The sequence below is a fragment of the Kribbella sp. NPDC051587 genome (genome assembly GCF_044453945.1).
Classification (GTDB): domain Bacteria; phylum Actinomycetota; class Actinomycetes; order Propionibacteriales; family Kribbellaceae; genus Kribbella.
In genome coordinates this window covers 392,878-419,533 of record NZ_JBITDE010000006.1, presented here as the reverse complement: position 1 = coordinate 419,533, position 26,656 = coordinate 392,878, and the positions used below count along the sequence as shown (strand labels likewise).

Here is a 26,656-nt window from a genome sequence, read left to right as displayed (position 1 = left end):
AATGCAGCTCGACAGTCTCTACCAGGAGATCATCCTGGATCACTACCGCACCCCGCACCATGCGGGTCTCGCGGACCCGTACGACGTGGAGGTGCACCACGTGAACCCGTCCTGCGGGGACGAGGTCACGCTCCGGGTCGAGCTCGACGGTGACACCGTGAAGGCGGTCACCCACCACAGCGTCGGCTGCTCGATCAGCCAGGCGGCGACGTCGGTGATGTCGGACCTGGTGATCGGCAAGCCGGTCACCGAGGGGATGGCGACGTACGAGAAGTTCCTCGAGCTGATGCAGAGCCGCGGGAACATCGAGCCGGACGAAGAGGTTCTGGAGGACGGTGTCGCCTTCGCCGGCGTCGCGCAGTTCCCGGCCCGCGTGAAGTGTGCACTGCTGGGCTGGTCGGCCTGGCGGGACGCGACCGCCCAAGCACTGGCTGCTCACAACCTGGCCGCCAACGAAGGAGTGAAGAATGCCTGACCAGACCGACGAGAAGATCGAGCTGCCCGAGGTCGACCTCGAGGCGGCCGCCGCGGCCCAGTCCGGTGTCGGCACGACTCCGCCCCCGGTCGAGGACGTGACCGAAGCCCTGAAGGACGTCGTCGACCCCGAGCTCGGGATCAACGTCGTCGACCTCGGCCTGATCTACGGCGTCACCGTCGACGACAGCTCGACCGCGATCATCGACATGACGCTGACGTCCGCGGCCTGCCCGCTGACCGACGTGATCGAGGACCAGACCCGGATGGCGCTCGAGGGCCTGGTCAACGACTTCCGGATCAACTGGGTCTGGATGCCGCCGTGGGGCCCGGAGAAGATCACCGACGACGGCCGCGACCAGCTGCGCGCCCTCGGGTTCAATGTGTGACACAGCAACGTGTGAGTCGAGTCGTCACAGTTTCACCGGAGCGCTTGGACAGGTGGCTGAGCAACTTCGGTGAGCGCCACGGTGACGTCTCGTTCGCTGTAGCACCGCATCAGGTGACGGTGTCTGCGGTGGACGGGACGATCGCCGTGGTGGAGGTCCCCTTTCAGCCTCTCGCGGATCTGACCCGCGAGGGGCTGATCGCGCATGTCCTGGCTGATCACCGCTTGGGTGTTCTCCTGGTACGGCGGGGTGGGTACGGCGCGGGTGTGTTCGTCGGCGCCGAGCTGGTGGACTCGAAGGTCGGCTCACGCCATGTGCAGGGCACGACCAAGGCCGGTGGCTGGTCGCAGCAGCGGTTCGCCCGGCGGCGCGACAACCAGGCGCGCGAGGCGTTCGCGGCGGCCACCGAGGTCGCCGTACGGATTCTGGCGCCGGCGCGGTTGCAGGCGCTGGTGTGTGGGGGAGACCGGCGGGCGATCGAGACCGTGCTCGAGGATCCACGGTTGAAGGAGCTGCCCGGTCTCATCCGGCCGCCGTTCCTCGGCGTACCGGATCCGAAGCAGAAGGTGCTGGAGCAGGCCGGTGTGGACGCGCGAGCGATCCGGATCGAGCTGACCGACCCTCAGGAGTTGTAGAGCGCGCGGAAGTCGTCGAGCGTGCCCTCGTAGTACTGCAGGTCGTCGACGAGCTTGGCGCGGTGCACCAGCTGCGGGCTCTCGACCAGGGCTTGCCGGCCGAAGTCGGACCAGATCGCCGAGTCCGGTACCTGGTCCGCGTCCTCAGGCAGGAACTTGAGCGCCTCGCGGACGGCGTACGCGGCGTACTCCCAGTTGAGCTCGACGATCGAGCGGTCCTGGTCGGGCTGCCCGGTGTAGGACATGTCCGCGGTGAGTGCGCGGCGGCCGAACGTCGACGCGAGGATCGCCCACTGCGCGGCGTCGAGCAGCGTCGACACCCCGAGGCCGAACGGCAGCCCGAGCTTGCGGGCCGCGCTCTCGCTCTCGTACGCGACCTCGATCGCCCCGGCGGTCGAGTGGTAGGTCCACGACGTCTCGCCCTCGACCAGGTTGACCCCGGGCTGCAGATCCGGGGCGGGCACGGCCGGCGCGGATTCGTCCGCGGCGGTGAGCACGCTCTCGTAGACCTGTGCTTCGGTCAACGTCCTGGCGGTCAGCATCAGTGGTGTCGCTCCTGTTCCCGGGCCGGCTTCGACCCTACCGTGACCGGCTTGGCGGTCGCCTGCCCCGTGCCGGGACGCAGTTGCTGGGCCGTCGTGCGGAAGTCGAGCCCCTTCAGCATGCTGGCCGGTACGCCGTTCTCTACCAGCTTCTCGGCGACTTTCGCGTTGAAGTCCTCCTCGGGGCCCAGCGAGTTGTAGACGTCGCGGAGGTCGACCCGGTCCTGGGCCATCAGCGCGACCTGCTTGTCCAGCCCCGCGAACGCCGACCCGAAGCCGCGGTCACCGCCGATCATCCCGCCGCCCGGCAACGCGACGTACGTCTCCTCCCGCCCGCTGCGCTCGTGGATCGCGACCACGACCGGCTCCGAGGTTTCCTGGGCCCGGTCCAGCGCTTCGACCAGCGGGCGGTACGGCTCGTAGGTTTCGTTGCCTGCAGCATCTTTCTGGACCTCGTCGGCGCGGATGTCCGGGCGACCGAACTCCTCCGGCGCGATCCGCAGCTGCGCCGCGGCCAGCGCCGCGTCGGCGGCGGCGCCGGTCTCCATCGCCCGCAGGGCATCGAGGTACTCGTGCTTCAGCATCTTGACGTAGAACTGGCCCTTCGCGGCGTTCGGAAGGTGCTTGCTGCGTTTGTCCGCCGGCGTCCCGCGACCGTTGTCGCTCGCCTTGGTCAGCGTGACGTCGTAGCTGACCGGGATCCGGACCGTGACGAGCTCGCCCTCCTCGAACTTGCTGGTCTCGAGCCGGTTCCCGTACGCGACGTTGTTCTGCTCCTTCACCTGTTCGCCGACCGAACCGCCGACCGAGACCGGTCCGCCGTTGGCTCCGGCGCTCACCGTGCCGGGGCCGACGTGACTGACGCTGTTCGCGGTCTTCGTCGAGGTCTCGCGCCGGCTGACCGCGCCGGTCTGGGCGGCGCCGATCGGATCCTCGGCGAGTTCGAAGCCGGTCATCCGGGCCTTGACCAGTACGTCGATCGTGGTCCGGCCGTTCCCGCGAGCAGCCATCGGCGGCAGCCGCAGTCCGGCGGTGCTGGTCAGCTCGGCGAAGTTGCCCTTCATCGCGGTGGCCTGGAGATAGCCGTCGAGAGTGCCCGAGTGCTCCGCGAGTCCGGCGGCACCGAGCGCCCCGGGATCCCCGAGTTCGGCGGCGACGACGTCGTACAGCTGGTTGGTGCGGGTCTCGCCGCGGGCGTACGGGTAGGTGCTCTCGACGACCGCGCTCTCGGTGACCTGGATCGGCCGATGCTCGACCTGTTCGGCGGTCTGCGTCCGGGTGCCGGGCTGGCGGATGAGTTCACGCGGCGCGTGCAGTGTCACCTCGGCCGACAGTTGGCGCGGGGTGGCGGCAGTCGTCCGCTCGTCGGGAGTCGTGCGGCCGAGCTTCCAGCTGGTGCTGGTCATCGCGGCGGCTCCGGCGTTCTGGATCCGGATGACCTCGGACGTGAAGACGACGGTTCGCTGCACCTCGGCCTGATCGAAATGGCCTGTTCTGGCGACCGTCGCGTTCTGCAGGGCAGCGTTCGCAGAGTCAGTCCGGTTGCGCTCACCAGAGGCCCCGACGTTGCCGTCGCCCGCACTACCACCGACAGTCGCCCCGTACGTCGTACTGTGGCTGACCGAGCGTTCCTCGCCCTTGTGCGTGTAGGCCTGGTCGAGCCCGATCGCCTCCACCGACGGGATCTCCGGAGTGCCGTCGACGGTGTAGGAGCCGACGTACTGGGCGGTGATCCGGACCTGGTAGAGGTCGGGCAGCCGACCTTCGACCGGGACCTCCACGGTAGCGACGAAACCGCGCGGGCCGAGCATGTTCTCGAAGCTGCCCTGGTACGCATCCGGGTTCAGGTTCACCCGCAGCGCCGGTTCGAGCAGTTTGCTGTCGGCAAGCACTCCGGGAGCGAGCTCCTCGAACTGCGGCCGGACCAGCTCGTACAGATCGACCTGCTCATCCGGCCGCCCGGTCGGCGCGATCGACTCGAGCTGCGCCGAGGCAAGACTCTCTTCGTACGCCGGTCCGAGGTCGACCGGGGTGCGCTGGGCGGCCAGGTTCTCGGTCGCTTGCAGGCGCTCCTCGACCTTGCCCACCTGGCTCGGCGGCTGGCCGCTCGCCTCGAACACCTTGGCGACGAGCTTCTCGGTGTCGTGCTCAGCCGCGAGCCCGGTCGTGGCACCGGCGCGTTCGAGGTTGTAGCGGCGGACGAAACCGGCCGCGACCTGCGGATCCATCGTCACGCGGTCGTTCAGGTACCGCTCGGCGACATCGGCCACGACCGGCAGCGGCAGGTCCAGCTTGCCGCCGGCGTACAGAGCAAGAGCCCGACGCTCGGCCATCGCCTTCTGGGCAAGGGCATCGTCCAGGCGAATCGTCTGTACGACGGTCCCGTGGCTGTCGACGATGTCGGCCTCGAGCTCGTAGCGCTCCAGGAGTTCGTAATGCGTGCCGGTGTTGACGAGCAGCCACTCCTGGCCGGTGGCGCGGCTGGTGCTGGTCGACTGCGACGTACCGCCCGTCCGGCCGAGCGACCCCGTTCCCCATTGCGCCGAGCTGTCGGCGTCGACCTGACCGCCGCCGCCTTCGACGCCGACCCCGCCCGAGGCCGACGTACCGGAGGTGAAGCCGGCGTCGGTCAGGGTGAGGTTGATGTTGGCGGTGTTCTGCTGGCTGACGGTCAGGAAGGTCTGGTCGACGGCGCGGCCGCGAACGACGACTTTGTACTCCTGGGCACGGATGGTCCGGTCGTGGAGCGCCTCGGCGGGATTGGCCGGTGGCGGCGTGACGATCATCGGCACTTCGAAGCTGCCGTTCATCCAGTCCGGATGCGCGACCAGGCTCTCCGACGACAACGCGGCGTGGAGCTGCAGTACGGCGCTGGAGTCGGCCCGGAAGACGTCGGCCTCGGTGAAGATCCGGTCGGCCGGATTCCCGGCGTCGACCGCGACGATGATCGCTTGCCGAACGGCGACATCGTTCGGTGCCTTCGGCTGCTTGGTGAGATCAGGCGCCTCGGCCCGGGTCATCGAGCTCTCGTAGGCGAGATCGACCTTGCCGGCGACATCGGCGATCGGCTCCGCGAGGCCCTGGTCGGTCAGCTCGCGGAAGGTGAGCTGGACGCCCTGGCGGAACACGTCGAGCGGCTCGGTGCTCTCCGTCAGCGTCACCCGGTTGACCCGGCGACCACTCGACCACGAGAAGCTGCGGCCGACGGCGTTCCGGTTGAACTTCAGCCCGAACTTGCCCGCCAGCCCACGCAGGCCCTTGTCCGGACCGTCGGCCGCGTTCACGCCGCCGGACAGCGGGACGGATCGCGAGCGGCTCGACGAACGGCTGGTCGCCCCGGAGGCGATTCCGAGGCGAACGACGTTGCGCCTAGGCGTCGTACCGCGTGGGGTGACGTCGTTGAAGTCCTGCTCGACGCCCAGCCGGAAATGCCGGTACTGCGAAGTGCGTCCGGTGTGCTGGTCGACCAGCGTGACCGGGATGCCGCCCTGACAGGCCTGATTGATACCGGCCTGGATCCGGTGCGCGGTGATGTTCTGGACGATCCGGTCGTAGTTCGCGCGCTGGCCGGCGTACTGCACGTCGTCGGCGAAGCGCGGCTTGGGCAGCGGTTGGTGATCGTCGTCGAGCGGCGGCACCAGACCCATCTGGCTCAGGTTGGTGAGGGCCTGCAGCTGTGCTTCGTCAGCGCCTTGAAGGTTGGAGGCGAGGGCCTTGCCCGGCCCGCGCATCTGATGCGCGCCGTCGCCGAGCCACGGCGGCAGCGTCTGGACGCCGGTCGGCGGCTCGGGGTCGCCACGCAGCAGCGCCCGGCCGTCCTGGTCCAACAGCACCGCGCCCGCATCATCCCGCCGTACGGCGTCCTTGCCGGCCGGGCTACCGGCGCGGAGCAGGTCGCTCTCGGTGACCCGGAGCCGGGCCTCGCAGACGTCGTCGACGACGATCGGCTCGGCCTTGCGGTCGGTGATCTTGCGCAGTGTCGCCTTGACCTTGAAGTCGACCAGCACGCCCTGCGTCGGTCCCTGATCGCGATGGACGGCCGGGGTGATCGCCGTCGTACTGACGTTCTGGCCGCCGGAGTGGCTGATGTTGCGGCCGGCGCTGACGCCCGGTGTCACATCCAAGCTTGTCGAGCCGACGTTCTGCATCGGGCTCGTGCCGACCCCGGCTGTCGCCGTCACCGAGGTGCTGTAGGTCTCGCTCGCGTTGATCCCGGCGAAGTCGACCTCGACGGCTTCCTTCCAGACCTCGTCGGACGACTCGCCGCTGAGCTCGGCCGTGCTCCAGACCGGTTCGAGCTCGAGTCTCAGCTCGTACGCCGGGCGGCCGTCGACCGAGATCTCCCGGCTCAGCCCGCCCGGTTTGGTGAACTCGTGCAGCAACCGGGTCGTGTCGCCGGTGACCATCCCGTTGATCTGGTCGTAGCCCGCTCGGTCGAGGCCGTCGACCTGGCTGACCAGGCGGTCGCTGACGTCCTGCAGCCCGTTGATCCGGGTCACCGTGTGGGGCGGGAAGTCGGCCTCGACCTCGTTACCTCGGCCGATACCCTCCAGCGTCAAGGTCTCGGCCGGTGCCTTGACCGTGTAGGCGCTCGGCACCCAGGTGAGTTGCTGCCCGGCATCGACGGTCTCGACCGGCGACCAGGGCTCGGTAGGGGAGTTGCGAACCTCGATCTCCCACTCGCCGGTCCATTGGTAGAGCAGCGATTCGCCCCGGTCGTCGTCGACATGGCCGAACTGCGCCTGCGTCGTCAGACCCGAGGCCTGGGTGATCGACTTCCCGTGCGTCACGTCACCGCGCGGCGCGATCATTTGGCCGACGGCGTGGATCGCGCTGCCAGGCGGTGCGGCGGCCAGGAACGGCTGCAGGTTCACGCCGTACGACGTACTGGACGAATGGGTGCCGGAGATTCCGATGCCCTGGCCGCCGGCGCCGATCGTGCCGTTCATCTGCTCGGCGAGGTCGTAGTCGCGGTCGACGATCTCGGTGAAGTCGCGCCGCTTCATCCGCAGCCGGACCTGTGCGAGTTCGCCGCCGGCCGGGACGACCATGCCGTCCTTGGACATCAACCGGCGGTACTCCGCGGTCGGGATCGGGCGGGGTGCCTTGCCGTCGAGCTGGTGCCGGATGCCTTGGTCGGCGAGGACGCGGTTGATGTCGTCGGTCGGCACGAGCAGCGGCGGACCGGTCGGTACGCCGGTCTCCAGCACGTCGTCGACCGGCATCGCCTGCGCGGTGCTCGCCTCGTAGACCTCGGTCCGGTCGGCCGCTTCGGCGGCCAACGCGGTGAGCTCGGCGTCCGTCGTACCGGGGGTGTCGATCGCGGCCTGCAGATCGCGGTAGCCGGTCAGCGCATGGTGCGCGTCATCGGCGGCCTGCCGGTAGGCACCGGCGAGCTCTTTGTGCCGGCGCTCCTTGTTGCTTTCGGCAACGGCTTGGACGCGGATGACGCGAGCTCGCTCGGGGGCGCCGAGATCGCGCATCTGCTCTTCGGTCTTGGCGTCGCTCTCGAGGTCGTCCGCCTTCTTCTTGGCGGCGGCCGCGGTGTCCAGCTTGGCGTCGGCCTTGCTGTTCAGGTCGGCGACCGACGACTCGAGTTCACCGATCTGGTGCGTGACCTGCTGTCGGAGCTTGCTGGGCTCGGCGTTGAGCCGGTCCACCGCACGTCCGATCGCGGTCGCCTCGGGAGCGATCCGGGCATCCGGGGCCCAGGGGAGTTCGGGCAGCGCGCCACCGCGACGCTGGATCGTGCGGGCGAGACCTTCGACATCACGCTGGATGTCGGCGACCGTGCGGCTGCCGCTCGGAGCACCGTTGGCGAGCGTCTCTGCCTGCGCCTGCCGCCACTCCTTCGAGAGCAGCTGGTACGTCGCGAAGTCCGCGCGCAGGCGGATGTCGCGGCGCTCAGGGCCGAAGGCGTACCGCAGCCGGCCGAGCATGCTCTGCGGTTTCGTGCGCTCCGCCGCGAGCTCTTGGGTCATCAGGCTGACCTGGTGGGTCCAGATCTGTCCGAGCTGCGCGTCGGCTACGTCAGGCGAGATTCGCAGTACGTGCGGGTCTTCCGCCGTACCGGCGTTGAGGCGGCCTTGGGCGAGCAGACTGCCGACGGTCGGCTGGATCTCGACCCGGATGTGTTGCGGGGGCTCTCCTGGGAGAACAGCGAGGTCGGAATCGATGGTGGGGCGCTTGGAGAGGCCGAGGTCGTCCTCAGAGAGCTGGGCAAGGTGCTGGAGAGCGGTGTCCTTGGTTAGCTCGGCGGTGCGGGTCGTGGGGACCAGACTGGTGGCGTCGACTGCGCGGGTGAGCGTGCGGCGCCGGGACAGCCGACGCTGCGGCGCGACCGATGGGGGAGTCGTTATCGCGCGGCTGATGTCCTTCGACGCAGCGACGACAGCGGTGACCGAGACCGGCCGTGCGTCGCCGGGGAAGGCGGCGAGCCGTGCCGCGGCTTCAGGAGACTCTTCGGCCGCACTACGGAGGGCGACGCGCAACATCGCCCGGGCCTCGTCCTGGTGCGATTGGTCCAGTCCGGGCGCAGCGATCAGGCGGTCCAGCGCGGCTGCCGCACCAAGACCGGGTTGCTCGTCACGCGACCTGGCGGACTCCGCGCCTACCAGGGCGACCGCCTCGGCCAGGATGCGCTCGTCGCGGACCTGGTCGGTCGCCCGGCGCGTGAGGTACGTCTGCAACGCCTCCGCGAGATGCGCGGGCAGAACGTCGTACCGGCTGGACAGCCAGACGCGGCCGTCGCGCAGTGGGACCGAATCCGGCCAGGCGATCCCCAGCGCGGTCGCGATCGCCGTCCGGGCACGGGTCTGCGGGTCGGGCACCACACCTCCAGGGACATCGGGCAGGGGGACGTCTTGGCGGGGACGCTAGCAAACTTTCGGTTACTCGCCAGCTACTCGAAGCACCCGTTCTGTTAACGATTTACGCTTTAGCATCGACGCATGACGGGCCGGTTGGGATCCTCGCAGTGGACAGTCGCCGAAGCGCGGGGCGTGATCGCGCAACTGCGGCACGTCGCCACCGAAGGCCCCGAGTACGACGGCGTGGAGCTGTTCCTCGCCCTGTGCGAGTACCTGGACCAGCTGCACGGCGGCCACGGCTTCGACTCCCTGCAGCCCGATCCGGCCCTGGCCCAGGCAGTTCGTGAGCAGCGCAAGCGACGCGCCGGAGCCGGTGAGCGACTGGAACAACCAGTGAACTCTGCTGTCACGTTGGAAGAGGGCCGCGCGCTCGCAGCCGCGCTAGTGAGCGTGGAGGACTGGCAACACGAGCTAGGACTCGCGCTGCAGGGGCTCTACACCTACCTAGACCAGTTGTACGGCGCACCGGGTGCGTTCACCGAGCTTTTGAGCTCAGATGAGCGCCTCCGGGTCGCGAGCCGGTAACAGCCCGCACCGGGTGGCGAGGATGGCACCTCACTGCCATTACGGTAGCCCCGTGAGTCTCTCGTCCTCCACTCGTCCTCCTGCCCCCAACGCCCGCAACCAGGGCCGACCGGCGGGCGGTGGTACGAACCGCCTCCCGAGCGGCCGAGAGCGCCGCCCGGCGCTGGCCGCGCTCGCGGTCATCCTGATCCTGCTCGGCGCCGCCGGCTCCGCCCTGATCGCTCTCAACAGCGGCAACCGCGTGGACTACGTCGCGGTGGGGGATGACCCGCTTCCGCCGGGCCACCTGATCCAGGAGAAGGAACTGGCCCGGGGCTCGCTGGCCGGGACCACTGGCCCGCTGATCAAGTGGGCCGACCGGGGCAAGGTCGTGAACCACTACACGACGGGCTGGGTGTACCCGGCCCAGTACTTCACCGGCGGCAACGTGACCGACGTTTCGCCGATCCCGAGCAGCGGCGCACAGATCGGCGTGGTGCTCGAAGCCGGCCGCGCGCCCTCCAGCGGCCTCACCGGGGGCGACGTCGTACAGGTCGTCCGCGTGCCCACCGGGAGTCAGGACAGCGTCGGCCCGGCCACACTGGTCGCGGCCGCCACTGTGATGGCAGCCGAGGGTGGGGTTGTGGCCGACAAGGGGTCGACGGTCAACACGCTCAACGTCACCATCCTCGTTCCGGTCGGCAAGGCGCCTGCCGTGGCTGCGGCGGCAGCCTCGAAGACGCTGGTGCTCGTGAAACTCAACCCTGGCACGAAGACCGACGTACCGCGCACCAACGGGGGTGGCTGATGGCACTCGTGGCACTTGCGAGCGCCAAGGGGTCTCCTGGCGTGACGACTGCCGGTCTGGTGCTGGGTGCGTTGTGGCCGCGACAGGTGCTGCTGGCCGAGTGTGACCCGTCCGGTAGTGACGTGGCGATCCGGATGACTGCACCTGGCGGTACGCCGCTCAACTCGGACCGCGGTCTGGTCAGTCTGGCGGCTGCGAGCCGTAAGGGGCTGGGGGACGAGGTCATCCTCGCTCACAGCCAGCAGCTCGACGGTGGACTCGACGTACTGCTCGGTGTGCGTTCGCCGGAACAGGTCGGCGGTATGGGCGGTCTGTGGCATCCCCTGGGCATAACGTTCAACCAGATGCAGCATGGCGACGTACTGGCTGATTGTGGTCGCATCAGCGCTACGTCTCCGCAGCTGCCGGTCATCCAGTCCGCCCGGCTCATCGTGATGGTGTGCTCGGCGACTGGTTCGTCGGTGGCGCATCTGCGTGAGCGGATGGCGTCTCTGGTGCACCACGTGGACGCACAGCTCGGTGTGATCGTGGTGGCCGATCCGAAGCAGCGTGACGCCGTCAAGCAGGTGTGGACCGTGCTGGACGCCATGGAGGCGCCGGTGCGGCACCGCTGGCATCTGGCGTTCGACCCGGTCGGTGCGGCGTTCTTCGAGGGACGTGGACACGGCCGGCTCGAGAAGACCCAGCTGATCCGGTCCGCGACCGACATCACTGCAGAGATGGCTTCGCTGGTCGCAGCGCAGCATGACCTCGACATGGCTCAGGCTGCCTTCCCGCAGGGGGAATGGAATGAGCGCTGACCAGGAGCTGGTCCGCCGGCTGCGTTCGCAGGTGGCCGATCGGCTGAACGAGCAGCGCCGTCGCGACCAGGTGAACGGCGTACCGCCGATGAGCGCCGAGGACGAGCGTGAGTACGCCCGGTCGCTGATCGTGCAGGTGCTGGAGGACCACGCCCGCTACGAGCTGGCCGAGGGCCGCACCCCGCCGACCCCGGACGACGACGCGCAGATCGCCGGCGCGATTCACTCGGCCCTGTTCGGTGTCGGCCGGCTGCAGCCGCTGATCGACGACCCTGAGGTCGAGAACATCGACATCAACGGGTGCGACCAGGTCTTCGTCCAGTACGGCGACGGTCGCGAGGAACGCCCGGGTCCGGTCGCCGAGAGCGATGAAGAGCTCGTCGAGCTGATCCAGGTGCTGGCTGCGCACGCGGGTCTGACCAGTCGTCCGTTCGACTCGGCCAACCCGCAGCTGGACCTGCGCCTGCCGGACGGCTCGCGTCTGTCCGCGGTGATGGGCGTGACGTCGCGGCCCGCGGTCTCGATCCGGCGCGCGCGACTCGGCCGGGTCTACATCCGCGATCTGGTTGCCAATGGCACCTTTACCGACGATGTCGGTCAGTTTCTCAAGGCGGCCGTCGCGGCGCGCAAGAACATCATGATCGCCGGCGCGACCAACTCCGGGAAGACCACCCTGCTGCGTGCGCTGGCCAACGAGATCCCGCCGCACGAGCGCCTGATCACCGTAGAGCGCTCTCTGGAGCTCGGCCTCGGTGAGTTCAAGGACCTGCACCCGAACGTCGTCGCGTTCGAGGAGCGGCTGCCGAACTCCGAAGGCGTCGGCGCGGTCGAGATGGCCGACCTGGTCCGGCGGTCGCTGCGGATGAACCCGTCGCGCGTCATCGTCGGTGAGGTGCTGGGCGACGAGATCGTCACCATGCTGAACGCGATGAGCCAGGGTAACGACGGCTCGCTGTCGACGATCCACTCGAACAGCTCGATGGAGGTGTTCAACCGGATCAGCACCTACGCCATCCAGGCGACGGAGCGGCTGCCGATGGAAGCCACCCAGATGCTGATCGCGGGCGCGCTCGACTTCGTGGTCTTCGTCCGCAAGCAGAACGACTACCAGCACGGCGGCGGTCTGAGCCGGTACGTCGAGAGCATCCGCGAGGTCACCGGATGGGACGGCCGGGTGCTGTCCGGCGAGGTGTTCGCACCCGGACCGGATGGTCGCGCCGCGGCCCATGCGCCGATCGCCTGCATGGACGAACTCGAGTACTACGGGTACCAACCCGTCGTACACGGAACGTGGGCGTGACGAGATGAGTGCTGAGACTCTGCTCGCGCTGCTCTGCGGAGCGGTTGTCGGCGGCGCGATCCTGCTGTTGATCGTGGCGATCCGCGGTACCGAGCCACGTGACGAGACGCCGTCGATGTTCCGGCGGGGCGGAAACGCGGACAACCGCAAGAACCTGATTCGGCTCGGAGTCGGTGTCGGCGTCGGCCTCGTCGTACTGGTCGTGACGCAGTGGCTTGTTCTGGCTGCGGCACTTGGTCTGCTGGCTGCACTGGCCGACCGCTTCTTCGGTGGTACCGGTGAGGAGCGGCGAGCCATCGAGCGGCTGGAGGCCTTGGCCACCTGGACCGAGGCGTTGCGCGACACGATCGCCGGTGCGGTCGGTCTGGAACAGGCGATCCCCGCGACCGCGGTGAACGCGGCTCCGGCGATCAAGCCAGGCCTCAACCTGCTGGTCGACCGGCTGCGGATCCGCGAACCGTTGCCTTCGGCACTCATGCGGTTCGCCGACGACCTGAACGACCCCTCCGCCGACCTGATCGTGGCCGCCCTGGTTCTGAACGCTCGGCTGCGTGGACCCGGTCTGCGTGAGGTCCTGAGTGCGCTGGCCGACTCGGCCCGCGAGGAGCTCGACGTACGGCGGAAGGTCGCTGCCGAACGGCGGTCGACCCGGCGATCGGTGCAGGTAGTCGTTGCGATCACGCTGCTCGTCGCGGCCGCGCTGGTGCTGTTCAACCCGGCGTACGTCGCGCCGTACACGAGTTTCATCGGGCAGTTCGTGCTCTTCATCGTGATCGCGCTCTACGCGGTCGGCCTGGTCTGGCTGCGCCGGTTGGCGAAGATCGAAGTACCCGAACGATTCCTGATCGGTGGCAGTCAGAAGCCGACCGACCAGCGGATGGAGGTGGTGGGCGGATGATGTGGGCCTTCGTGACCGGTGCCCTGGTAGGGCTCGGTGCGTACCTGCTGGTGCGGATGCTGATCCGGCCGCGGGCCAACGTGCTCTCGACCATCGCCCGGATCGACGCCGGTCGCGGCGGTGGCGGTGCCACCACGAGCGCCGCGGGAGAGCGCGTTCTCGGCGGGATCGACAAGGCCCGTGAGACGCTCGGCCACCGGCTCGAGGCCGAGGCGAACGCGCGCGGCTGGGCCTTCGGCAAGCTGCGTCGCGACCTCGCGGTGATGAACCAGCCGTTCGCGGCGATGCTGGCGACCAAGGTGTTCTTCGCGCTCGGCGCGATGATCTTCATCCCGGTCGTGCTGTTCCTGTTCAGCGCGATCGGCTTCACCGCGCCAGGCGCGACACCGGCTATCGTCACGCTGGCCGCGATGGCCTTCGCGTTCTTCCTGCCGGACCTGGCCTTGCGCCAGGAGGCCGAGGCGCGGCGGCGGGACTTCCGGCACGTGGTCGGTAGCTTCCTCGACCTCGTCGCGATGAACCTGGCCGGCGGCCGTGGTCTGCCCGAGGCGCTGATGACGGCGTCGACGATCGGTGATCACTGGGCGATGGCACGGATCCGGCAGGCGCTCGCGAACGCGCGCCTGATCGGCATCACGCCGTGGGACGCGATGGCCCGGCTCGGCGACGACCTCGGCGTGGAGGAACTGCGTGACCTGGCGTCGGCGCTCGCCTTGGCCGGTGACGAGGGCGCGAAGATCCGCGCCTCGCTGCTGGCCCGGGCCGCGTCGCTGCGCCGAAAAGAGCTTGCCGATGTGGAAGGTAAGGCGGGTGAGCGGTCGCAGTCGATGCTGGTCGCCCAGTTGGTGATGTGCGCGGCGTTCATGCTGTTCCTCGGATTCCCGGCCGGAATCGCGATCCTCGGCAGCTGACAGTGGGTACGGATCCATAGCACGGTTCTGTCCGTCGTACAGGGCATACTGAGGCCAGCCCCGGCCTCACACGGCGTTGGATACAAAGAGTGGAAGGCATGCGAATGAACACCGAACTGCAGTTCTGGCGCGCGATGGCCGGCTACGCGGTCACCCGGGCCCACGCGCAGCGTGCGCGGGCCAAGCAGGGCCGCACCGAGCTCGGCGCCTCGGCGCTGGAGTGGGCCATCATCTCGGCGATCCTGGTCGCGGCCGCGCTGGCCATCGGCCTCGTGGTGCGGCGCGTCATCGACAAGCGCACCGGCGAGATCGAGAACGGCTGATCCATCGTGCCGGTCCGCCCCCCGACCGTCTCGCGCGCCCGCCGGCGCCGGATCCTGCGCAGCCTCACGCGCCGGTCCGAGCGTGGTGCGAGCGCGCTCGAGCTGGCGATCCTCGCGCCCACGATCATGGCGCTGATCTTCGTCTCGATCCAGACGGCACTCTTCCTGTACGGCCGTTCGGTCGCGCTGAACGCCGCCCAGGAAGGCGTTTCCCGGCTGCGGCTGGTGCAACCGCCGGTGTACAGCCCGGCGGTGGGGGAGAAGGTGCGGACCGACATCGAGTCGTACGCCAACCAGTTGGGCGGCACGACCTTGCAGCACGCGGTGGTGGCGCCGCCGTCGTACAACAGTCCTGAGGGCATGGTCTCGTTCACCGTCAGCGGTGACACGGTCTCGCTCGTGCCAGGGCTCAAGCTGCACGTGGAGCGGACGGCGACCGGGCCGATCGAGCAGTTCGATGCGGACAACAAATGAGACGCGTTCAGTTGTTGCTGCGGGCCCGCGGTGAACGGGGCACGATGGCGCTGGAGATGGCGGTGCTGGCGCCGATCCTGCTGATCCTGTTCATGTTCCTGCTCGCCTGCGGCCGCTTCTTCCAGACCTCGTCGCTGCTGGAGAGCGCGGCCCGCGACGGCGCGCGCGCCGCCAGCATGTCCCGCTCGCAGACCGACGCGCAGAGCCGCGTCAACGACGCCGTCACCCGCACCATGGGCCAGGCGGTCAAGTCCTGCAAGGACACCGCCTCCGGCGTCATCACCACCACCCTCGCCGCCGGCGCCCCGATGACCGTCGAGGTCACCTGCACCATCGACTACCGCGACCTGAGCTTCCTCGGCCTCAGCGGTGACACCACCATCACCAAGCGCTTCACCTCGTCGGTGGACCCGTACCGGGGAGTCCGCGATGGCTCCTGAGACCCACCGCTCCCGGATCGTCGACTTCTTCCGCATCGATGCCCCCGGCAACCACCGCGGCCGCCTCCCGCACGGCGCCCTGAGCCCCGCCGTCGCCATCCTGGCCGTGATGATCTTCGCCCTGGCCGGCCTCGTCATCGACGGCGGTCGCCAGTTGGGCGCCCGCTCCCGAGCCGTCGGCTACGCCCAGGAAGCGGCCCGCGTAGGCGCCGCCACCATCCAGCTCAACACCGCCGAAGCCAAGATCGACACGGTCAAGGCGGCCACCGCCATCGCCGACTTCTGCGCCCAGGTCTCCTCCAACGACCCCTCGGTCACCTCCTGCGCCCCCACCAAACTCACCACCGACCAGGTGGACATGTCGGTAGGAATCGCCAACAAAACAACCTTCCTGGGCCTCATCGGCAAAACCACCCTCAAATCCACCGGCACCGGCACAGCCCACGCCGAACAGGGTGTCGAGAAGAACAACGACAGCCCGACGATCCCGCCGATCTTCGTGAGCACCGGTCCGCAGGGGCCAGGGGCAACCATCTCGAGTACGGCGGTTCCGCCGACCCTCGACGTACCGTGCCCGGAGTGGACGATCGGATCGCCGACACCGCGGTGGACGCTGGAACCGATCCCGTTCCCGGCTTCCTGTACGCCGAGCATTACGCCGTCCCCGACCCCGACCCCGACCGACGGTGAGGAAAGCTCGAAGCCACCGAGTGGCCCGGTCACCAGCAAGCCCCCTGGTGGCGGGGCGCCCGCCGGCATCGCGCCGCCGCAGAACTCCCTCCCACCGAGTCTCGGACGTTAAGGACAATGACCGTGCGTAGTGTTTCTTTGGCAGCCGCCGCGCTGGCCGGCGTGGTGCTGCTGGCCGGTTGCGGCGGCAACTCCGATGATGGCGGCCGTCCGGTCCCAGTAGGCGGCGACTCGGACACTTCGAGTACGCCGACGCCGTCGGCGAGCAGCACGCCACCGCCGAGCACCAAGCCGAGCGAGGTGGCCGACCCGACCACGACGCCGCCGAAGAAGGCCCAGGTCATCGTGGTTCCGGGGAACTACTCGAGCAATCCCGCCGTCCAAGGCCTCGTGGCGACCTACCCGATGTACTTCGACGCGCTCATCGCGCGCAACGAGAAGCTCATCAGCAAGACGTTCCCGGCGTACTTCTACGCGGACGTCTCGCAGGTCATGGTCGACGCGCGGAACAACGGCTGGGTGATGAAGCCGCCGGGCAGTGTCGTGGTGCGCGGAATCTCCAACCAGGCGCTGGGTGTCGTCCGGGTGAAGACCTGCCGGTCGCAGCACACGCAGTACTGGAACCCGAAGACCAAGGGATGGACGCTGGTCGCACCGGGTGGCCAGCCCCAGGCGATCGACATGATCAAGACCGGTCTGGGCTGGCGTCCCTACCGCCTCGGTCCGTCGGCCGGGATCAGCTGTGCCGGAGTGAAGTATCCGGCCTAGACCTGAATGGCGTTATTCCGAAAAGGTGACGGGACAACGGATAACGGGCACCATGCCCTCGGACGACGATAATCTGCCGCTAGGACTACTCTCTGGAGTGAGGATGCGCAATCGCGTGGGACGCGGGCTGATCGCCCTGGGTACCGTGCTCACGCTGCTGATTTTTCCTGGTGCCCATGCGGTCGCGGACGGCGACACGACGGTGCAAAAGGGGACTCGCAGCTGCAGCATGTACGTCAACGCTCTTGGTTTCGGTGCCTGGTGCAGCAACGGTCAGGTGACCTACGGCAGTGGGCAGCCCATTCCGACCTGGAAAGAGCGGCTGGGCAACAACGTGTTCATTCCGTGCCGCGACATGGAGGTCCCGAAGGGGATTGCGCTGCCGCCGTCGCCCAAGGGCAAGGACTGGGTGCTGCGGCTGACGATCGTCGACTACAACCTGGACTCCACCGACGGTGGCGGCAAGGTACACATCGAGCGCGCGATCGTGCCGGTCGGTCCGGAGGAGAAGGACCAGTGCCCGGCCACCGGATACATGTCGGCGTTCTGGGACGAGTTGCACAACTCGTATCCGGACCCCGTGCTGCAGATCAAGCCGACGTACACGCCGCGGGTCAACGTGCCGGCCTACTTCTCGCTCACGCCGGACAGTTCGTACATCTTGCACAACCAGGCAGGCACCGATCCGGCCCAGGACATGTACTGGGGCGGCGATCACGACCTCGCCATGCGCGGTCTGGTCGGGAAGATGGTCGTCGACCCCGGCGACGGGACGCCGCCGTTCACCTGCCCGATGGGCGTGGTGCCGGTGGGCGACACCGACGGGTACGACGAGACCAGCGACCCGTTCACCCAGATGAGCACCTGCCGGCACATCTATCAGAAGTCGAGTGCGAGTCAGCCGGACGGGATGTACACCGTCAAGCTGACGATCACCTGGGACGTGTCCTACTGGACCGGCCAGCCGGACTGGAACCCACTCGGGTCGGCAGAGGTTCACGCTGTGCAGCGGTTGCCTGTGCAGGAAGTGCAGGCTATCGGTGGGTGACGTGGTGGGGACGGGGATGGAGGAGCGAACATGGTGAAAACCAGTGAGCCGGTGCGGACGGCGCGGTTGCCGCAGCAGCGGTCGGCCAGTCCGGGTGCGGATCGGCTGAAGGGGTTCGTGGCGCTGCTGGCGATCGTGGCGATCGTCGGTGGGGTGCCGTATGTGCTCCTGCGCTTCTTCGGTACGCCGTGGCCGGACCAGATGCCGAACTGGAATGTGCTGGTCGACGAGTTGGACGTTCGCGCGGTCCTCGGGATCTTCGCGTTCTTCATCTGGCTTGCCTGGCTGCACTTTGTGATCTGCCTGATCGCGGAGGCGGTCGCCGAGATCCGCGGACATGGTCTGTCACCACGAGTCCCACTCGGTGGCGGTTCGCAGCATCTGGCGCGCCGGTTGATCTCGGCCGTCGTACTGATCGCTGGTGCCGCAGGCGTCGGTATGCCGGTCGCGAGCGCGGTGACTGCCAGCCCTGGCACGGTTCCGACGTCGGTGTCGGTGGTGCAGGGTGGTGAGCACGAGTCCGGCGCCGCGTTCCGTCAGACCGAGCACCGGAGCACGGTGCTGTCCGGTGCGGTTCAGCACGGCGCGAAGACGACTACCGGCGTACGGACGAACAATGACCAGAAGGGCCAGGTCGTCAAGTACACGGAGGTCCGGCCGCCGCACGGGCGGAACTACGACTGCCTGTGGGACATCGCCGAGCGGTACCTGGGCGAGGGGCGCCGGTACAAGGAGATCTACGACCTCAACCACAACAAGCTTCAGCCTGACGGCCGCCGGCTTACCAACCCGGATCTGATCCTGCCGGGCTGGCAGGTGCGCCTGCCCGCCGACGCCAAGGGCGCGGGCGTGCACACGGTCCGGGTCAACATCGACTCGCCTGGCAAGAGCCACGAGGTCAACCCGGTCAAGCCGCGCGTCGTGGCCAAGACCGCGACGCCCAAGCCGGCCAAGGTCGCCGCTCACGAGCAGGGCGGCCGCTGGGCCGACCAGGGGCTGGAGTCCGGCTCGTCGGTCACCATCGGTAGCGCGGCCAGCGACCCGGGCGCCAAGAACATCAAGCCGGGGGACCCGACTGTCGGGACGCCCGCACACGACCCGAAGACTGGGGAGTCCCAGCCGGGCGATCCGGCCGCGGGCGGTACCACGGTGCCGGACGTCGTTCCGGTCGCCGCCGACCAAGGCATCGACCTGACCCAGGCCGGGATCTACGGCTTCGGCGGCACGCTCCTCGCTGCCGGCCTCGCGCTGGCGCTGAAGCGCCGCCGTGGCTGGGCGCAGGGCCCGGGCCCGAAGGCTGCCGGCCACCGCCAGACCGAGGTCGGTCTGCGGCTCGCGTCCGACATCCCGACCGCTCAGTTCGTCGACACCGCGCTGCGCCAGCTCGGTGCGGACATGGCCAAGTCCGGCCGTCCGATGCCGAAGGTCGTCGCAGCTCTGGTGACCGACCGCGCGCTCACGCTGGTCCTCGACCCGTACGAGGCGCAGTCCGCTCCTCCTGGCCCGTGGCAGGCCATTGCCGAGGGCACCCGATGGACGCTGCGCCGTGGGTACGCTCCGACCGCCGAGGTCACTGCACCGGCGCCGTACCCGACGCTGGTCACCATTGGTCAGAACGCCGACGGTGCGACCGTGCTGGTCGACCTCGACACCGCGAACGGCATCGTCAGCTTCGGTGGCGTCAACAACGCCTCCCGCGACGTGGTCGGTTCGCTGGCCGTGGAGCTCGCGACCAACCTGTGGTCCGAGGGCGCGCACGTGAGCATGGTCGGATTCGGTGACGACCTGTCGTTGCTGGCTCCCGGCCGCCTGAGCTACTGGGTCCGGCTCGACGCCGCGCTGGCCGAGGTCACCCGCCGTACCGACGCTCAGGTCCAGGCCTGCGACCGGCGGAACGTCGCCTCGGTCGCCGAGGCCCGGACGACGCACCCGGACCCGATGCTGTGGGGTGCGGAGATCATCTTCGTGTCCGCGCCGCCGTCGCCGGAGGAGCAGGACCAGCTCAACCGGCTCGCCGAGGACCAGAAGCGTGGCATCGCGGTCGTCGTGGTCGGCGACGTGATCAGCTCGCCGTGGCGGTTCGTCGTGGACGAGAAGAACCAGGCCGTCTGCCGCCTGCTCGGCCTCGAGGTCGAGGCGCACAGCGTCACGCCGGAGCAGGTCTCCGAACTGGTCGCCCTCTTCGACGCCGCCGATTCGGATGCGCTGGACAAACGCCGTACCGAGCAGAACATGCCGGCGTACGAGTTCGCGGCGACCGACCTGAGCGTCGCCGCCCCGGTCGAGGTCGACCTGCTCGGCCCGGTCGAGGTGGACGCCCGCGGCGCCATCGACGACGGCCGGATCGCGCTCTCGACCGAGATCATCGCCTTCCTCGCCGGTCAGGACTACGGCGTCCACCCGAACGTCCTCGCGGGCGCCATCTGGCCGCGCGGCATCAGCGACGAACTGCGTGACTCCGCCCTGGAGCACACCCGCCGCTGGGTCGGCAAGGACGCCATGTACGCCGATGAGTCCGGACGCTGGATGCTGAACCGCAGCATCGTCCGCGTCGACTGGGACGTCTTCCGCACCCTGGCCAAGCAGGCCACGATGCAAGAGGACCCGCGCGCCGCCCTCTCAACGGCCCTGGGCCTCGTCCACGGCCCCGCCTGGGCCGACATCCCAGCCGGCCGCTACTCCTGGCTGGCCGCCTCCGGCATCGAACGCCGCATGGCCGAGGCAGTAGTCGACGCAGCCCTCAAGCTCGCCGAAGCCTCCCTCACCCACAACGACGGCCAAACAGCCCGCACAGCCCTCCAGACCGGCCTGTCGTTCTCCCCGGCCTCCGAGGACCTCTGGCGAGCAACCCTCCGCCTGGCCGCCCACTTCGGCACCCCCCAAGACGTCACCAACGTAGCCACCCAGCTCTACGCAGCCCTAGCCAAACACGGCGCCCCCCGAGGCCCCGAACCCGAGACGGACGCCTTGGTAGACGAACTCCTCCCCGGCTACCACCGCCCCGCCCAGGTCGCCTGACCCCGTCAACCTCCAGAAGCCCCCTCTCCGACCAACCGGGGAGGGGGCTTCTGCGTGCTCAGGTGCGGAGAGGCTAGGGCGGGATGGGGCGCAGGTGTGCGGAAAGGCCAGGGCGGGATGGGGGCGTATCTGCGGGTGGCCGAGCGGGTCAGAACATCGCATAGAGCTGTTCGCGCGGGTGATTGGCGATCTGGAGCCGAGCCAGCCCGTGGAGGACAACCCAGACGGCAGTGGCGAGCTCGGGGCTGGAGCGACGCGCAGCTGACGCGGACCGCCCCCACTCACCAACCTCCGCGCCGCCGGCTCCGCCACGCTCAGCCACCCACCGACAACCGCCTCCCAAGGCACTTGCTGAGTGCCGCACGTCCGCCCAAACGAGCGCCCCACCCCGAGCGCGCGCCACCCACCCCGAGTGGGCGCCATGCACCCCCGAGGGACGCTCACCCGACCCGAACGGGCGCCCCACCCCGAGCGGGCGCCATGCACCCCCGAGGGACGCTCACCCGACCCGAGCGGGCGCCACGCATCCCCGAGGGGGGCTCACCTGACCCGAGCGGGCGCCACGCACCCCGAGCGAGCGCGGCCCACCCCGAGTGAGCGCCACGTACACGAGCGAGCGGGCCCCACGCATCCCGAGCGAGCGCCACCCACTCCGAGCGTGCCTCACCCGCCCCGAACACGAACTGCTCCCACCCTGAACACGACCGCCTCTCGACTCGAGGTCCGCGCCGCGACTCCCGACGTACCGGGGCAATTTCAGTGGATATCCCCTGAGCTTGCCGGTTCTCCGCTCGAAATTTGAATGGAGAACCGGCAACTTGAGGGGATATCCGGTCAAATGCTCGGCAGGCGGGCAGGCGGGCAGGCGGGCAGGCGGGCAGGCGGCGACGCGGGGCGGGCCGGGAGGCCAGGAAGCGGGTAGGCCGGGAGGCGGGGACGCGAGGAGGCGGGACGCGGGCGGGCCGGGCCGGGGCTCGGGGCCCGGGTAGGTGCAGGTGGGTGGGGAGGTGGGGCTAGAGGGGGTTGGCGGACCAGGTGTCGCAGGCGTTGAGGTCGCCGGAGTCTAGGCCGGTTTTGAACCACTTCATGCGTTGTTCGGAGGTGCCGTGGGAGAAGGACTCGGGGGTGACCTGGCCCTGGGTCTTGGACTGGATACGGTCGTCGCCGACGGAGGCGGCGGCGTCGAGGCCGCGGGCGATGTCGTCGTCGGTGAGGTCGAGGATGAACGGCTTGCCGTCCTTGGCGGGGACCGTGGTGGCGTGGTTGGTCCAGATGCCGGCGAAGCAGTCGGCCTGGAGCTCGGAGCGGACGGAGTCCGAGGTGGGGCCGGAGCGGGTCTTGATGCGGTCCAGGATGCCGTAGAGGTTCTGGATGTGGTGGCCGTACTCGTGGGCGATCACGTAGGCCTCGGCGAAGTCGCCGCCCTCGGCGCCGAGGTCGGTCTGGAGGGTCTCGAAGAAGCCGAGCTCCAGGTAGACGCGGCGGTCCGGTGGGCAGTAGAAGGGGCCGACGGCGGCGGTCGCCGGGCCGCAGCCGGTGCTGACCTGGCCCTCGAAGACCCGCATCGGGGCGGCGGTGTACTTCTTGCCGCGGCGGGGGAGCTCGGCGGACCAGAAGCCCTGGATCGAGTTCTGGTCGGCCACGAAGCGGCAGTCCTTGCTCGTGGTGACGTTCTTGCAGCTGTTGAGGCTGCCGGGGCCGGTGTTCTGCGCTGCGGGCTGGTCGGTACCGTCGCTGCCGAGGCCGGGGATGCCGCCGTTCAGCAGGACGATCACGACGAGCAGGATGATGCCGCCGATCCCGCCGCCGACCGGAATCATGCCGCCGGGCAGGCCGCCACTGCGTCCGCCACCGCTACCGCGAGTGTCCTCGATGCCGCTGGTGTCGAGATCCGCGTCGGGATTGAATTTCACACCGCATACACTAGTCCTCAGAGCGAGGGATGTAAGGCGTGTCGTGACACCGCACCGCCGGCCCGCCACCCGAACGCCCCCGAAGCCTTGAGGACACCTGCGCCGCGATGATCACTGTCTCCAACCTCGAGGTGCGCGTTGGTGCCCGGCAACTGCTGGCGCCCGCTTCGTTCCGGGTCGGTCCGGGTGACAAGGTCGGCCTGGTCGGCCGGAACGGGGCCGGCAAGACGACGTTGACCAAGATCCTGGCCGGTGAGGGGTTGCCGGCGAGTGGGTCGGTGACGAAGTCGGGGGAGATCGGGTATCTGCCGCAGGACCCGCGGACGGGTGACCTCGACGTACTGGCGAGGGACCGGATCCTGGCGGCTCGGGGTCTGGACGAGGTCGTGCACCGGATGCGCAGCGCGGAGAAGTCGATGGCCAGCGCCGACGAGAAGACGCGCGCCAAGGGCATGCGCCGCTACGAGCGGGCCGAGGCCGAGCTGCATGCCGCCGGCGGGTACGCCGCTGAGTCGGAGGCCGCTCGGATCGCGGCGAACCTGGGGCTGCCGGACCGGGTGCTCGGTCAGCCGCTGGGCACGTTGTCGGGTGGTCAGCGGCGGCGGGTGGAGCTGGCGCGGATCCTGTTCGCGCAGGCCGAGACGCTGCTGCTCGACGAGCCGACCAACCACTTGGACGCGGACTCGATCGTCTGGCTGCGCGACTTCCTCAAGACGTACCCCGGTGGCGTGATTATGATCAGCCACGACGTGAACCTGCTCGAGGAGACGGTCACCCGGGTGTTCCACCTGGATGCGAACCGGGCCGAGATCGACGTCTACAACGTCGGCTGGAAGGTGTACCTGACGCAGCGCGAGCAGGACGAGCGCCGCCGCAAGCGGGAGCGCTCGAACGCCGAGAAGAAGGCGACCCAGCTGGTCGACCAGGCGAACAAGATGCGCGCCAAGGCGACCAAGGCCACGGCGGCCCAGCAGATGCTGAAGCGCGCCGAGCAGCTGATGTCGGGGCTCGAGGACGAGCGTCGTTCCGACCGCGTCGCGAAGATCTCGTTCCCGTCGCCGGCTCCGTGCGGCAAGACGCCGTTGATGGCCAAGGAGCTGTCGAAGTCGTACGGCTCGCTGGAGATCTTCACCGATGTCGACCTGGCGATCGACCGCGGCTCGCGCGTCGTCGTACTGGGGCTGAACGGTGCCGGGAAGACCACGCTGCTGCGGGTGCTGTCGGGGATCGAGAAGTCCGACACCGGCGAGGTGATCGACGGTCACGGCCTCAAGCTCGGGTACTACGCCCAGGAGCACGAGACCCTGGACGTGAACCGGACCGTCCTGGAGAACATGAAGACCGCGGCTCCGGACCTGAACGAGACCCAGGCGCGCAGCGTGCTCGGTGCGTTCCTGTTCTCCGGGGATGACGCCGAGAAGCCGGCGAGTGTCCTGTCCGGTGGTGAGAAGACCCGGCTGGCCCTGGCGACGCTGGTCGTCTCGGCGGCCAACGTCCTGCTGCTCGACGAGCCGACCAACAACCTGGACCCGGCGTCGCGCGAAGAGGTGCTGAACGCGATCCGCTCGTACAAGGGCGCGATCGTGCTCGTCACCCACGACGAGGGCGCGGTCCAGGCCCTGGAGCCCGAGCGCGTCCTCCTGCTCCCCGATGGCGTCGAGGACCTCTGGACGAACGACTACGCCGACCTGGTCTCGCTCGCCTAGCCTGATACCTTCCCCACCGCCCCGGACGCTACTCCGGGGTAATGTACGGCGCATGACTGATCTCGGACTGCGGTTCTCGGTGGATGGCCCGGTGGCGCGCGTCGTACTGGACCGGCCGGAGGTGCGCAACGCGCAGACCCCGGCCATGTGGCGGGCGCTGGCCGAGTTCGGCCGGTCGCTGCCGGACGAGGTCCGGGTGGTCGTGCTGTCGGGGGAGGGGCAGTCCTTCTCGGCAGGCCTCGATCGGCGGCTCATCATGGGCGAGAACGACCAGGGTGAGGAGCCGCTGCTCTCCCTCGGATCGAAGCCGACCGAGGAGGTCTACGAGATCGTCGCCGAGTTCCAAGCCGGCTTCTCCTGGCTGCGGAACCCGAACATCGTCAGCATCGCCGCGGTCCAGGGCCACGCGGTCGGAGCCGGTTTCCAGCTCGCGCTGGCCTGTGACCTGCGGGTTCTCACGCCGGACGCCAAGTTCAGCATGCGTGAACCCGCGCTCGGCCTGGTGCCGGACCTCGGCGGTACGCAACCGCTGGTCCAGCTCGTGGGGTACTCGAGGGCCCTCGAGATTTGCGCGACGACCCGCTGGGTCGAGGCGGCCGAGGCCAAGGAGCTCGGCCTGGCGAACATCGTCGTACCGGCTGAGGAACTGGCCGCGACGGTGAGGGATCTGACCGACGCGATCCTCACCCCGCTCGCCGGCGCGATCCGCGAGACGAAGGCGCTGCTGCTCGGTGCGGCGGATCGCCCGTACGCCGACCAGCTGAAGGCCGAAGGTGCTGCCCAGGAGCGCCGCCTGAAGGAGCTCCTCAAAGCCTTCGGGTGATCAGTGCCAGTTGCTGACCTGTACGTCGTTCGGGGCGGGCTCACCGGATCCCGTCTCGACGAGCTTCTTCAGGCTCATCAGGAACGTCGCCCACTTCGTGCTGCAGTGATACATGAACGGCACCTGCTCCGCCCAGCCCTCGTGGCGGAACATGATGATCGCGTACTCCTCCTCCTGGCTGAGGTCGAAGCGGATGCGGGTGCCGATCCATTCCGGCGGCCCGTCGACGACCTCCCAGTGCACGAGCTTGCCCGGTGCGGTCTCGAGCACCTTCATGTCGAAGCCGCCGACGTCGCCGAAGCGGAACGCGATGACGTCGTCGCGCGCCTGGGTGTCCTCGGTCCACCAGCCGGCCAGGCCGTCGATGGTTGTGAGGGCCTTGGAGACGTCGTCGACCGAAGCCTGGACGCCGACCCGGTGCAGGATGTCCACCATGATGCTTACCTCTTTCTGGTTTTCTGGATGGCTTCCGCCATCCGCTTGATGCGTTGCAGGCGGCCGTCCCAGGCATCGCGGACGGTCGAGAGTTGCGCGACTGCGCGGGCGAGCTGTTCCTCGTCGACCGTGTAGACGCGTTCGCGTCCGGCGGTCGTGGCGTGCACGAGGCTGATCCGTTCCAGCACCGCGAGGTGCTTCGCGACGGCCTGCCGGGTGACCGGGAGACGCTCGCTCAGCGAGGTCGCCGTACCGCCGCCGGCTGCCAGCAGGAGGTCGAGCATCTCCCGCCGGGTCGGGTCGCCGATCGCCGACCAGAGCTCGTCGTCGATGCTCACGATCCCGAAGCGACCTTCTCCGCGTACGGCGCGAGCCGGGGGAGGAAGTAGTCCCAGCCGGTGCTGTGCGAGCTGAACAGCTCCTCCGGCGAGGCGGTCTCGTCGAACCCGGTCTCGCTGAACCGCAGCAGCGTGCCGTCGCCGTCCGGGACCAGCTCGAAGGTCGCCAGGACCGAGTTCGTGGTGGTCGGCACGTTGCCCACGCCGTACGACCAGCGGAACGAGAACCTCCGCGGCGGGTCGGCCTCGACCACGGTGAGCGGCTCGACGTTCTCGGGCCCGAAGTGCACCGCGCCCGTCCCACCCGGTACGGCGTCCAGCTCGGCCTCGTCGGGCCACCACTCGCGGAGGTGTTCCGGCGTACTGATGACCTCGTAGACGACCTCGGGGGAGGCGTCGATCGTGAGCTCTCGTGCAATGCTTCGACTCATCGGTCCCACTGTCCTTTCGCAACCTTTTGTTGCACATGACTGTAGTGGACCCGCCGGCGATATGCAACCAAAAGTTGCGGGTCGGAAGAACGGCGAGACCTGAAGTGTTGTGAAGGTTC

The 26,656-nt window shown here is 68.9% G+C and carries 24 protein-coding genes; 18 read left to right on the top strand and 6 right to left on the bottom strand.

Annotation, left to right across the window (positions count from 1 at the left end):
• Position 1: 1 nt before the first annotated feature.
• From sufU to ACIA49_RS23880, 3 genes are read left to right on the top strand one after another with little or no spacing between them, the layout of a single operon-like run.
• On the top strand, positions 2–475 hold the full coding sequence (gene sufU, locus ACIA49_RS23890) for a Fe-S cluster assembly sulfur transfer protein SufU (RefSeq protein WP_396379523.1): 474 nt from the start codon (positions 2–4) through the stop codon (positions 473–475).
• On the top strand, positions 468–863 hold the full coding sequence (locus tag ACIA49_RS23885) for a metal-sulfur cluster assembly factor (protein ID WP_396379522.1): 396 nt from the start codon (positions 468–470) through the stop codon (positions 861–863). The genes sufU and ACIA49_RS23885 overlap by 8 nt, the downstream gene beginning before the upstream one ends.
• The gene (locus tag ACIA49_RS23880) at positions 797–1,498 is read left to right on the top strand and encodes an acVLRF1 family peptidyl-tRNA hydrolase (protein ID WP_396379521.1); all 702 of its coding nucleotides are present in this window, start codon (positions 797–799) and stop codon (positions 1,496–1,498) included. The genes ACIA49_RS23885 and ACIA49_RS23880 overlap by 67 nt, the downstream gene beginning before the upstream one ends.
• Here the strand turns inward: ACIA49_RS23880 and ACIA49_RS23875 are convergent.
• Together ACIA49_RS23875 and ACIA49_RS23870 are read right to left on the bottom strand one after the other, a co-directional pair.
• The gene (locus ACIA49_RS23875; RefSeq protein WP_396379520.1) at positions 1,486–2,040 is read right to left on the bottom strand and encodes a hypothetical protein; all 555 of its coding nucleotides are present in this window, start codon (positions 2,038–2,040) and stop codon (positions 1,486–1,488) included. The genes ACIA49_RS23880 and ACIA49_RS23875 overlap by 13 nt on opposite strands.
• A complete protein-coding gene (locus ACIA49_RS23870) occupies positions 2,040–8,870 on the bottom strand; it encodes a hypothetical protein (RefSeq protein WP_396379519.1) in 6,831 nt (2,276 codons plus the stop codon). The genes ACIA49_RS23875 and ACIA49_RS23870 overlap by 1 nt, the downstream gene beginning before the upstream one ends.
• Before the next feature lie 120 nt (positions 8,871–8,990).
• Here ACIA49_RS23870 and ACIA49_RS23865 point away from each other — a divergent pair, with 120 nt between their 5' ends.
• From ACIA49_RS23865 to ACIA49_RS23805, 13 genes are all read left to right on the top strand, one after another.
• Positions 8,991–9,434, top strand: coding sequence for a hypothetical protein (locus tag ACIA49_RS23865; protein WP_396379518.1), 444 nt, complete (start codon positions 8,991–8,993; stop codon positions 9,432–9,434).
• 52 nt (positions 9,435–9,486) lie between these two features.
• Positions 9,487–10,221, top strand: coding sequence for a hypothetical protein (locus ACIA49_RS23860; protein ID WP_396379517.1), 735 nt, complete (start codon positions 9,487–9,489; stop codon positions 10,219–10,221).
• Positions 10,221–11,021: a hypothetical protein gene (locus ACIA49_RS23855; RefSeq protein ID WP_396379516.1), complete on the top strand. Its 801-nt coding sequence runs from the start codon at positions 10,221–10,223 to the stop codon at positions 11,019–11,021. Before ACIA49_RS23860 ends, ACIA49_RS23855 begins: the two co-directional genes overlap by 1 nt.
• Positions 11,011–12,321, top strand: coding sequence for a CpaF family protein (locus ACIA49_RS23850; protein ID WP_396379515.1), 1,311 nt, complete (start codon positions 11,011–11,013; stop codon positions 12,319–12,321). Before ACIA49_RS23855 ends, ACIA49_RS23850 begins: the two co-directional genes overlap by 11 nt.
• A gap of 4 nt (positions 12,322–12,325) precedes the next feature.
• On the top strand, positions 12,326–13,219 hold the full coding sequence (locus ACIA49_RS23845) for a type II secretion system F family protein (RefSeq protein WP_396379514.1): 894 nt from the start codon (positions 12,326–12,328) through the stop codon (positions 13,217–13,219).
• Positions 13,216–14,130 carry a type II secretion system F family protein gene (locus ACIA49_RS23840; protein ID WP_396379513.1) on the top strand — a complete coding sequence of 305 codons (915 nt, stop codon included), beginning with the start codon at positions 13,216–13,218 and terminating at the stop codon, positions 14,128–14,130. Before ACIA49_RS23845 ends, ACIA49_RS23840 begins: the two co-directional genes overlap by 4 nt.
• Positions 14,131–14,228: 98 nt before the next feature.
• Positions 14,229–14,453 carry a hypothetical protein gene (locus tag ACIA49_RS23835; RefSeq protein ID WP_391541557.1) on the top strand — a complete coding sequence of 75 codons (225 nt, stop codon included), beginning with the start codon at positions 14,229–14,231 and terminating at the stop codon, positions 14,451–14,453.
• Positions 14,454–14,459: 6 nt separating this feature from the next.
• On the top strand, positions 14,460–14,927 hold the full coding sequence (locus tag ACIA49_RS23830; protein WP_391541556.1) for a TadE family protein: 468 nt from the start codon (positions 14,460–14,462) through the stop codon (positions 14,925–14,927).
• Complete coding sequence (locus ACIA49_RS23825; RefSeq protein WP_396379512.1) at positions 14,924–15,367, top strand: TadE/TadG family type IV pilus assembly protein; 444 nt, start codon at positions 14,924–14,926, stop codon at positions 15,365–15,367. Before ACIA49_RS23830 ends, ACIA49_RS23825 begins: the two co-directional genes overlap by 4 nt.
• A complete protein-coding gene (locus ACIA49_RS23820) occupies positions 15,357–16,169 on the top strand; it encodes a TadE/TadG family type IV pilus assembly protein (protein WP_396379511.1) in 813 nt (270 codons plus the stop codon). Before ACIA49_RS23825 ends, ACIA49_RS23820 begins: the two co-directional genes overlap by 11 nt.
• Before the next feature lie 11 nt (positions 16,170–16,180).
• Positions 16,181–16,825: a hypothetical protein gene (locus tag ACIA49_RS23815; RefSeq protein ID WP_396379510.1), complete on the top strand. Its 645-nt coding sequence runs from the start codon at positions 16,181–16,183 to the stop codon at positions 16,823–16,825.
• A gap of 103 nt (positions 16,826–16,928) precedes the next feature.
• On the top strand, positions 16,929–17,873 hold the full coding sequence (locus tag ACIA49_RS23810; RefSeq protein ID WP_396379509.1) for a hypothetical protein: 945 nt from the start codon (positions 16,929–16,931) through the stop codon (positions 17,871–17,873).
• A gap of 30 nt (positions 17,874–17,903) precedes the next feature.
• Positions 17,904–20,891 carry a BTAD domain-containing putative transcriptional regulator gene (locus tag ACIA49_RS23805; RefSeq protein ID WP_396379508.1) on the top strand — a complete coding sequence of 996 codons (2,988 nt, stop codon included), beginning with the start codon at positions 17,904–17,906 and terminating at the stop codon, positions 20,889–20,891.
• Positions 20,892–21,904: 1,013 nt separating this feature from the next.
• Here the strand turns inward: ACIA49_RS23805 and ACIA49_RS23800 are convergent.
• Positions 21,905–22,804: a neutral zinc metallopeptidase gene (locus ACIA49_RS23800; RefSeq protein WP_396379507.1), complete on the bottom strand. Its 900-nt coding sequence runs from the start codon at positions 22,802–22,804 to the stop codon at positions 21,905–21,907.
• A gap of 107 nt (positions 22,805–22,911) precedes the next feature.
• Here ACIA49_RS23800 and ACIA49_RS23795 point away from each other — a divergent pair, with 107 nt between their 5' ends.
• Positions 22,912–24,510, top strand: coding sequence for an ABC-F family ATP-binding cassette domain-containing protein (locus tag ACIA49_RS23795; RefSeq protein WP_396379506.1), 1,599 nt, complete (start codon positions 22,912–22,914; stop codon positions 24,508–24,510).
• Positions 24,511–24,562: 52 nt separating this feature from the next.
• Positions 24,563–25,333, top strand: a complete 771-nt coding sequence (locus tag ACIA49_RS23790) for an enoyl-CoA hydratase/isomerase family protein (protein WP_396379505.1) — start codon at positions 24,563–24,565, stop codon at positions 25,331–25,333.
• On the opposite strand, the gene ACIA49_RS23785 is transcribed toward ACIA49_RS23790, so the two are convergent.
• The 3 genes from ACIA49_RS23785 to ACIA49_RS23775 are packed head-to-tail and all read right to left on the bottom strand — an operon-like array spanning position 25,334 to position 26,537.
• A complete protein-coding gene (locus tag ACIA49_RS23785; RefSeq protein WP_396379504.1) occupies positions 25,334–25,768 on the bottom strand; it encodes an SRPBCC domain-containing protein in 435 nt (144 codons plus the stop codon).
• Between the two features lie 5 nt (positions 25,769–25,773).
• On the bottom strand, positions 25,774–26,106 hold the full coding sequence (locus ACIA49_RS23780) for an ArsR/SmtB family transcription factor (protein WP_396379503.1): 333 nt from the start codon (positions 26,104–26,106) through the stop codon (positions 25,774–25,776).
• On the bottom strand, positions 26,103–26,537 hold the full coding sequence (locus ACIA49_RS23775; protein ID WP_396379502.1) for an SRPBCC domain-containing protein: 435 nt from the start codon (positions 26,535–26,537) through the stop codon (positions 26,103–26,105). The genes ACIA49_RS23780 and ACIA49_RS23775 overlap by 4 nt, the downstream gene beginning before the upstream one ends.
• Between the last annotated feature and the right edge of the window lie 119 nt (positions 26,538–26,656).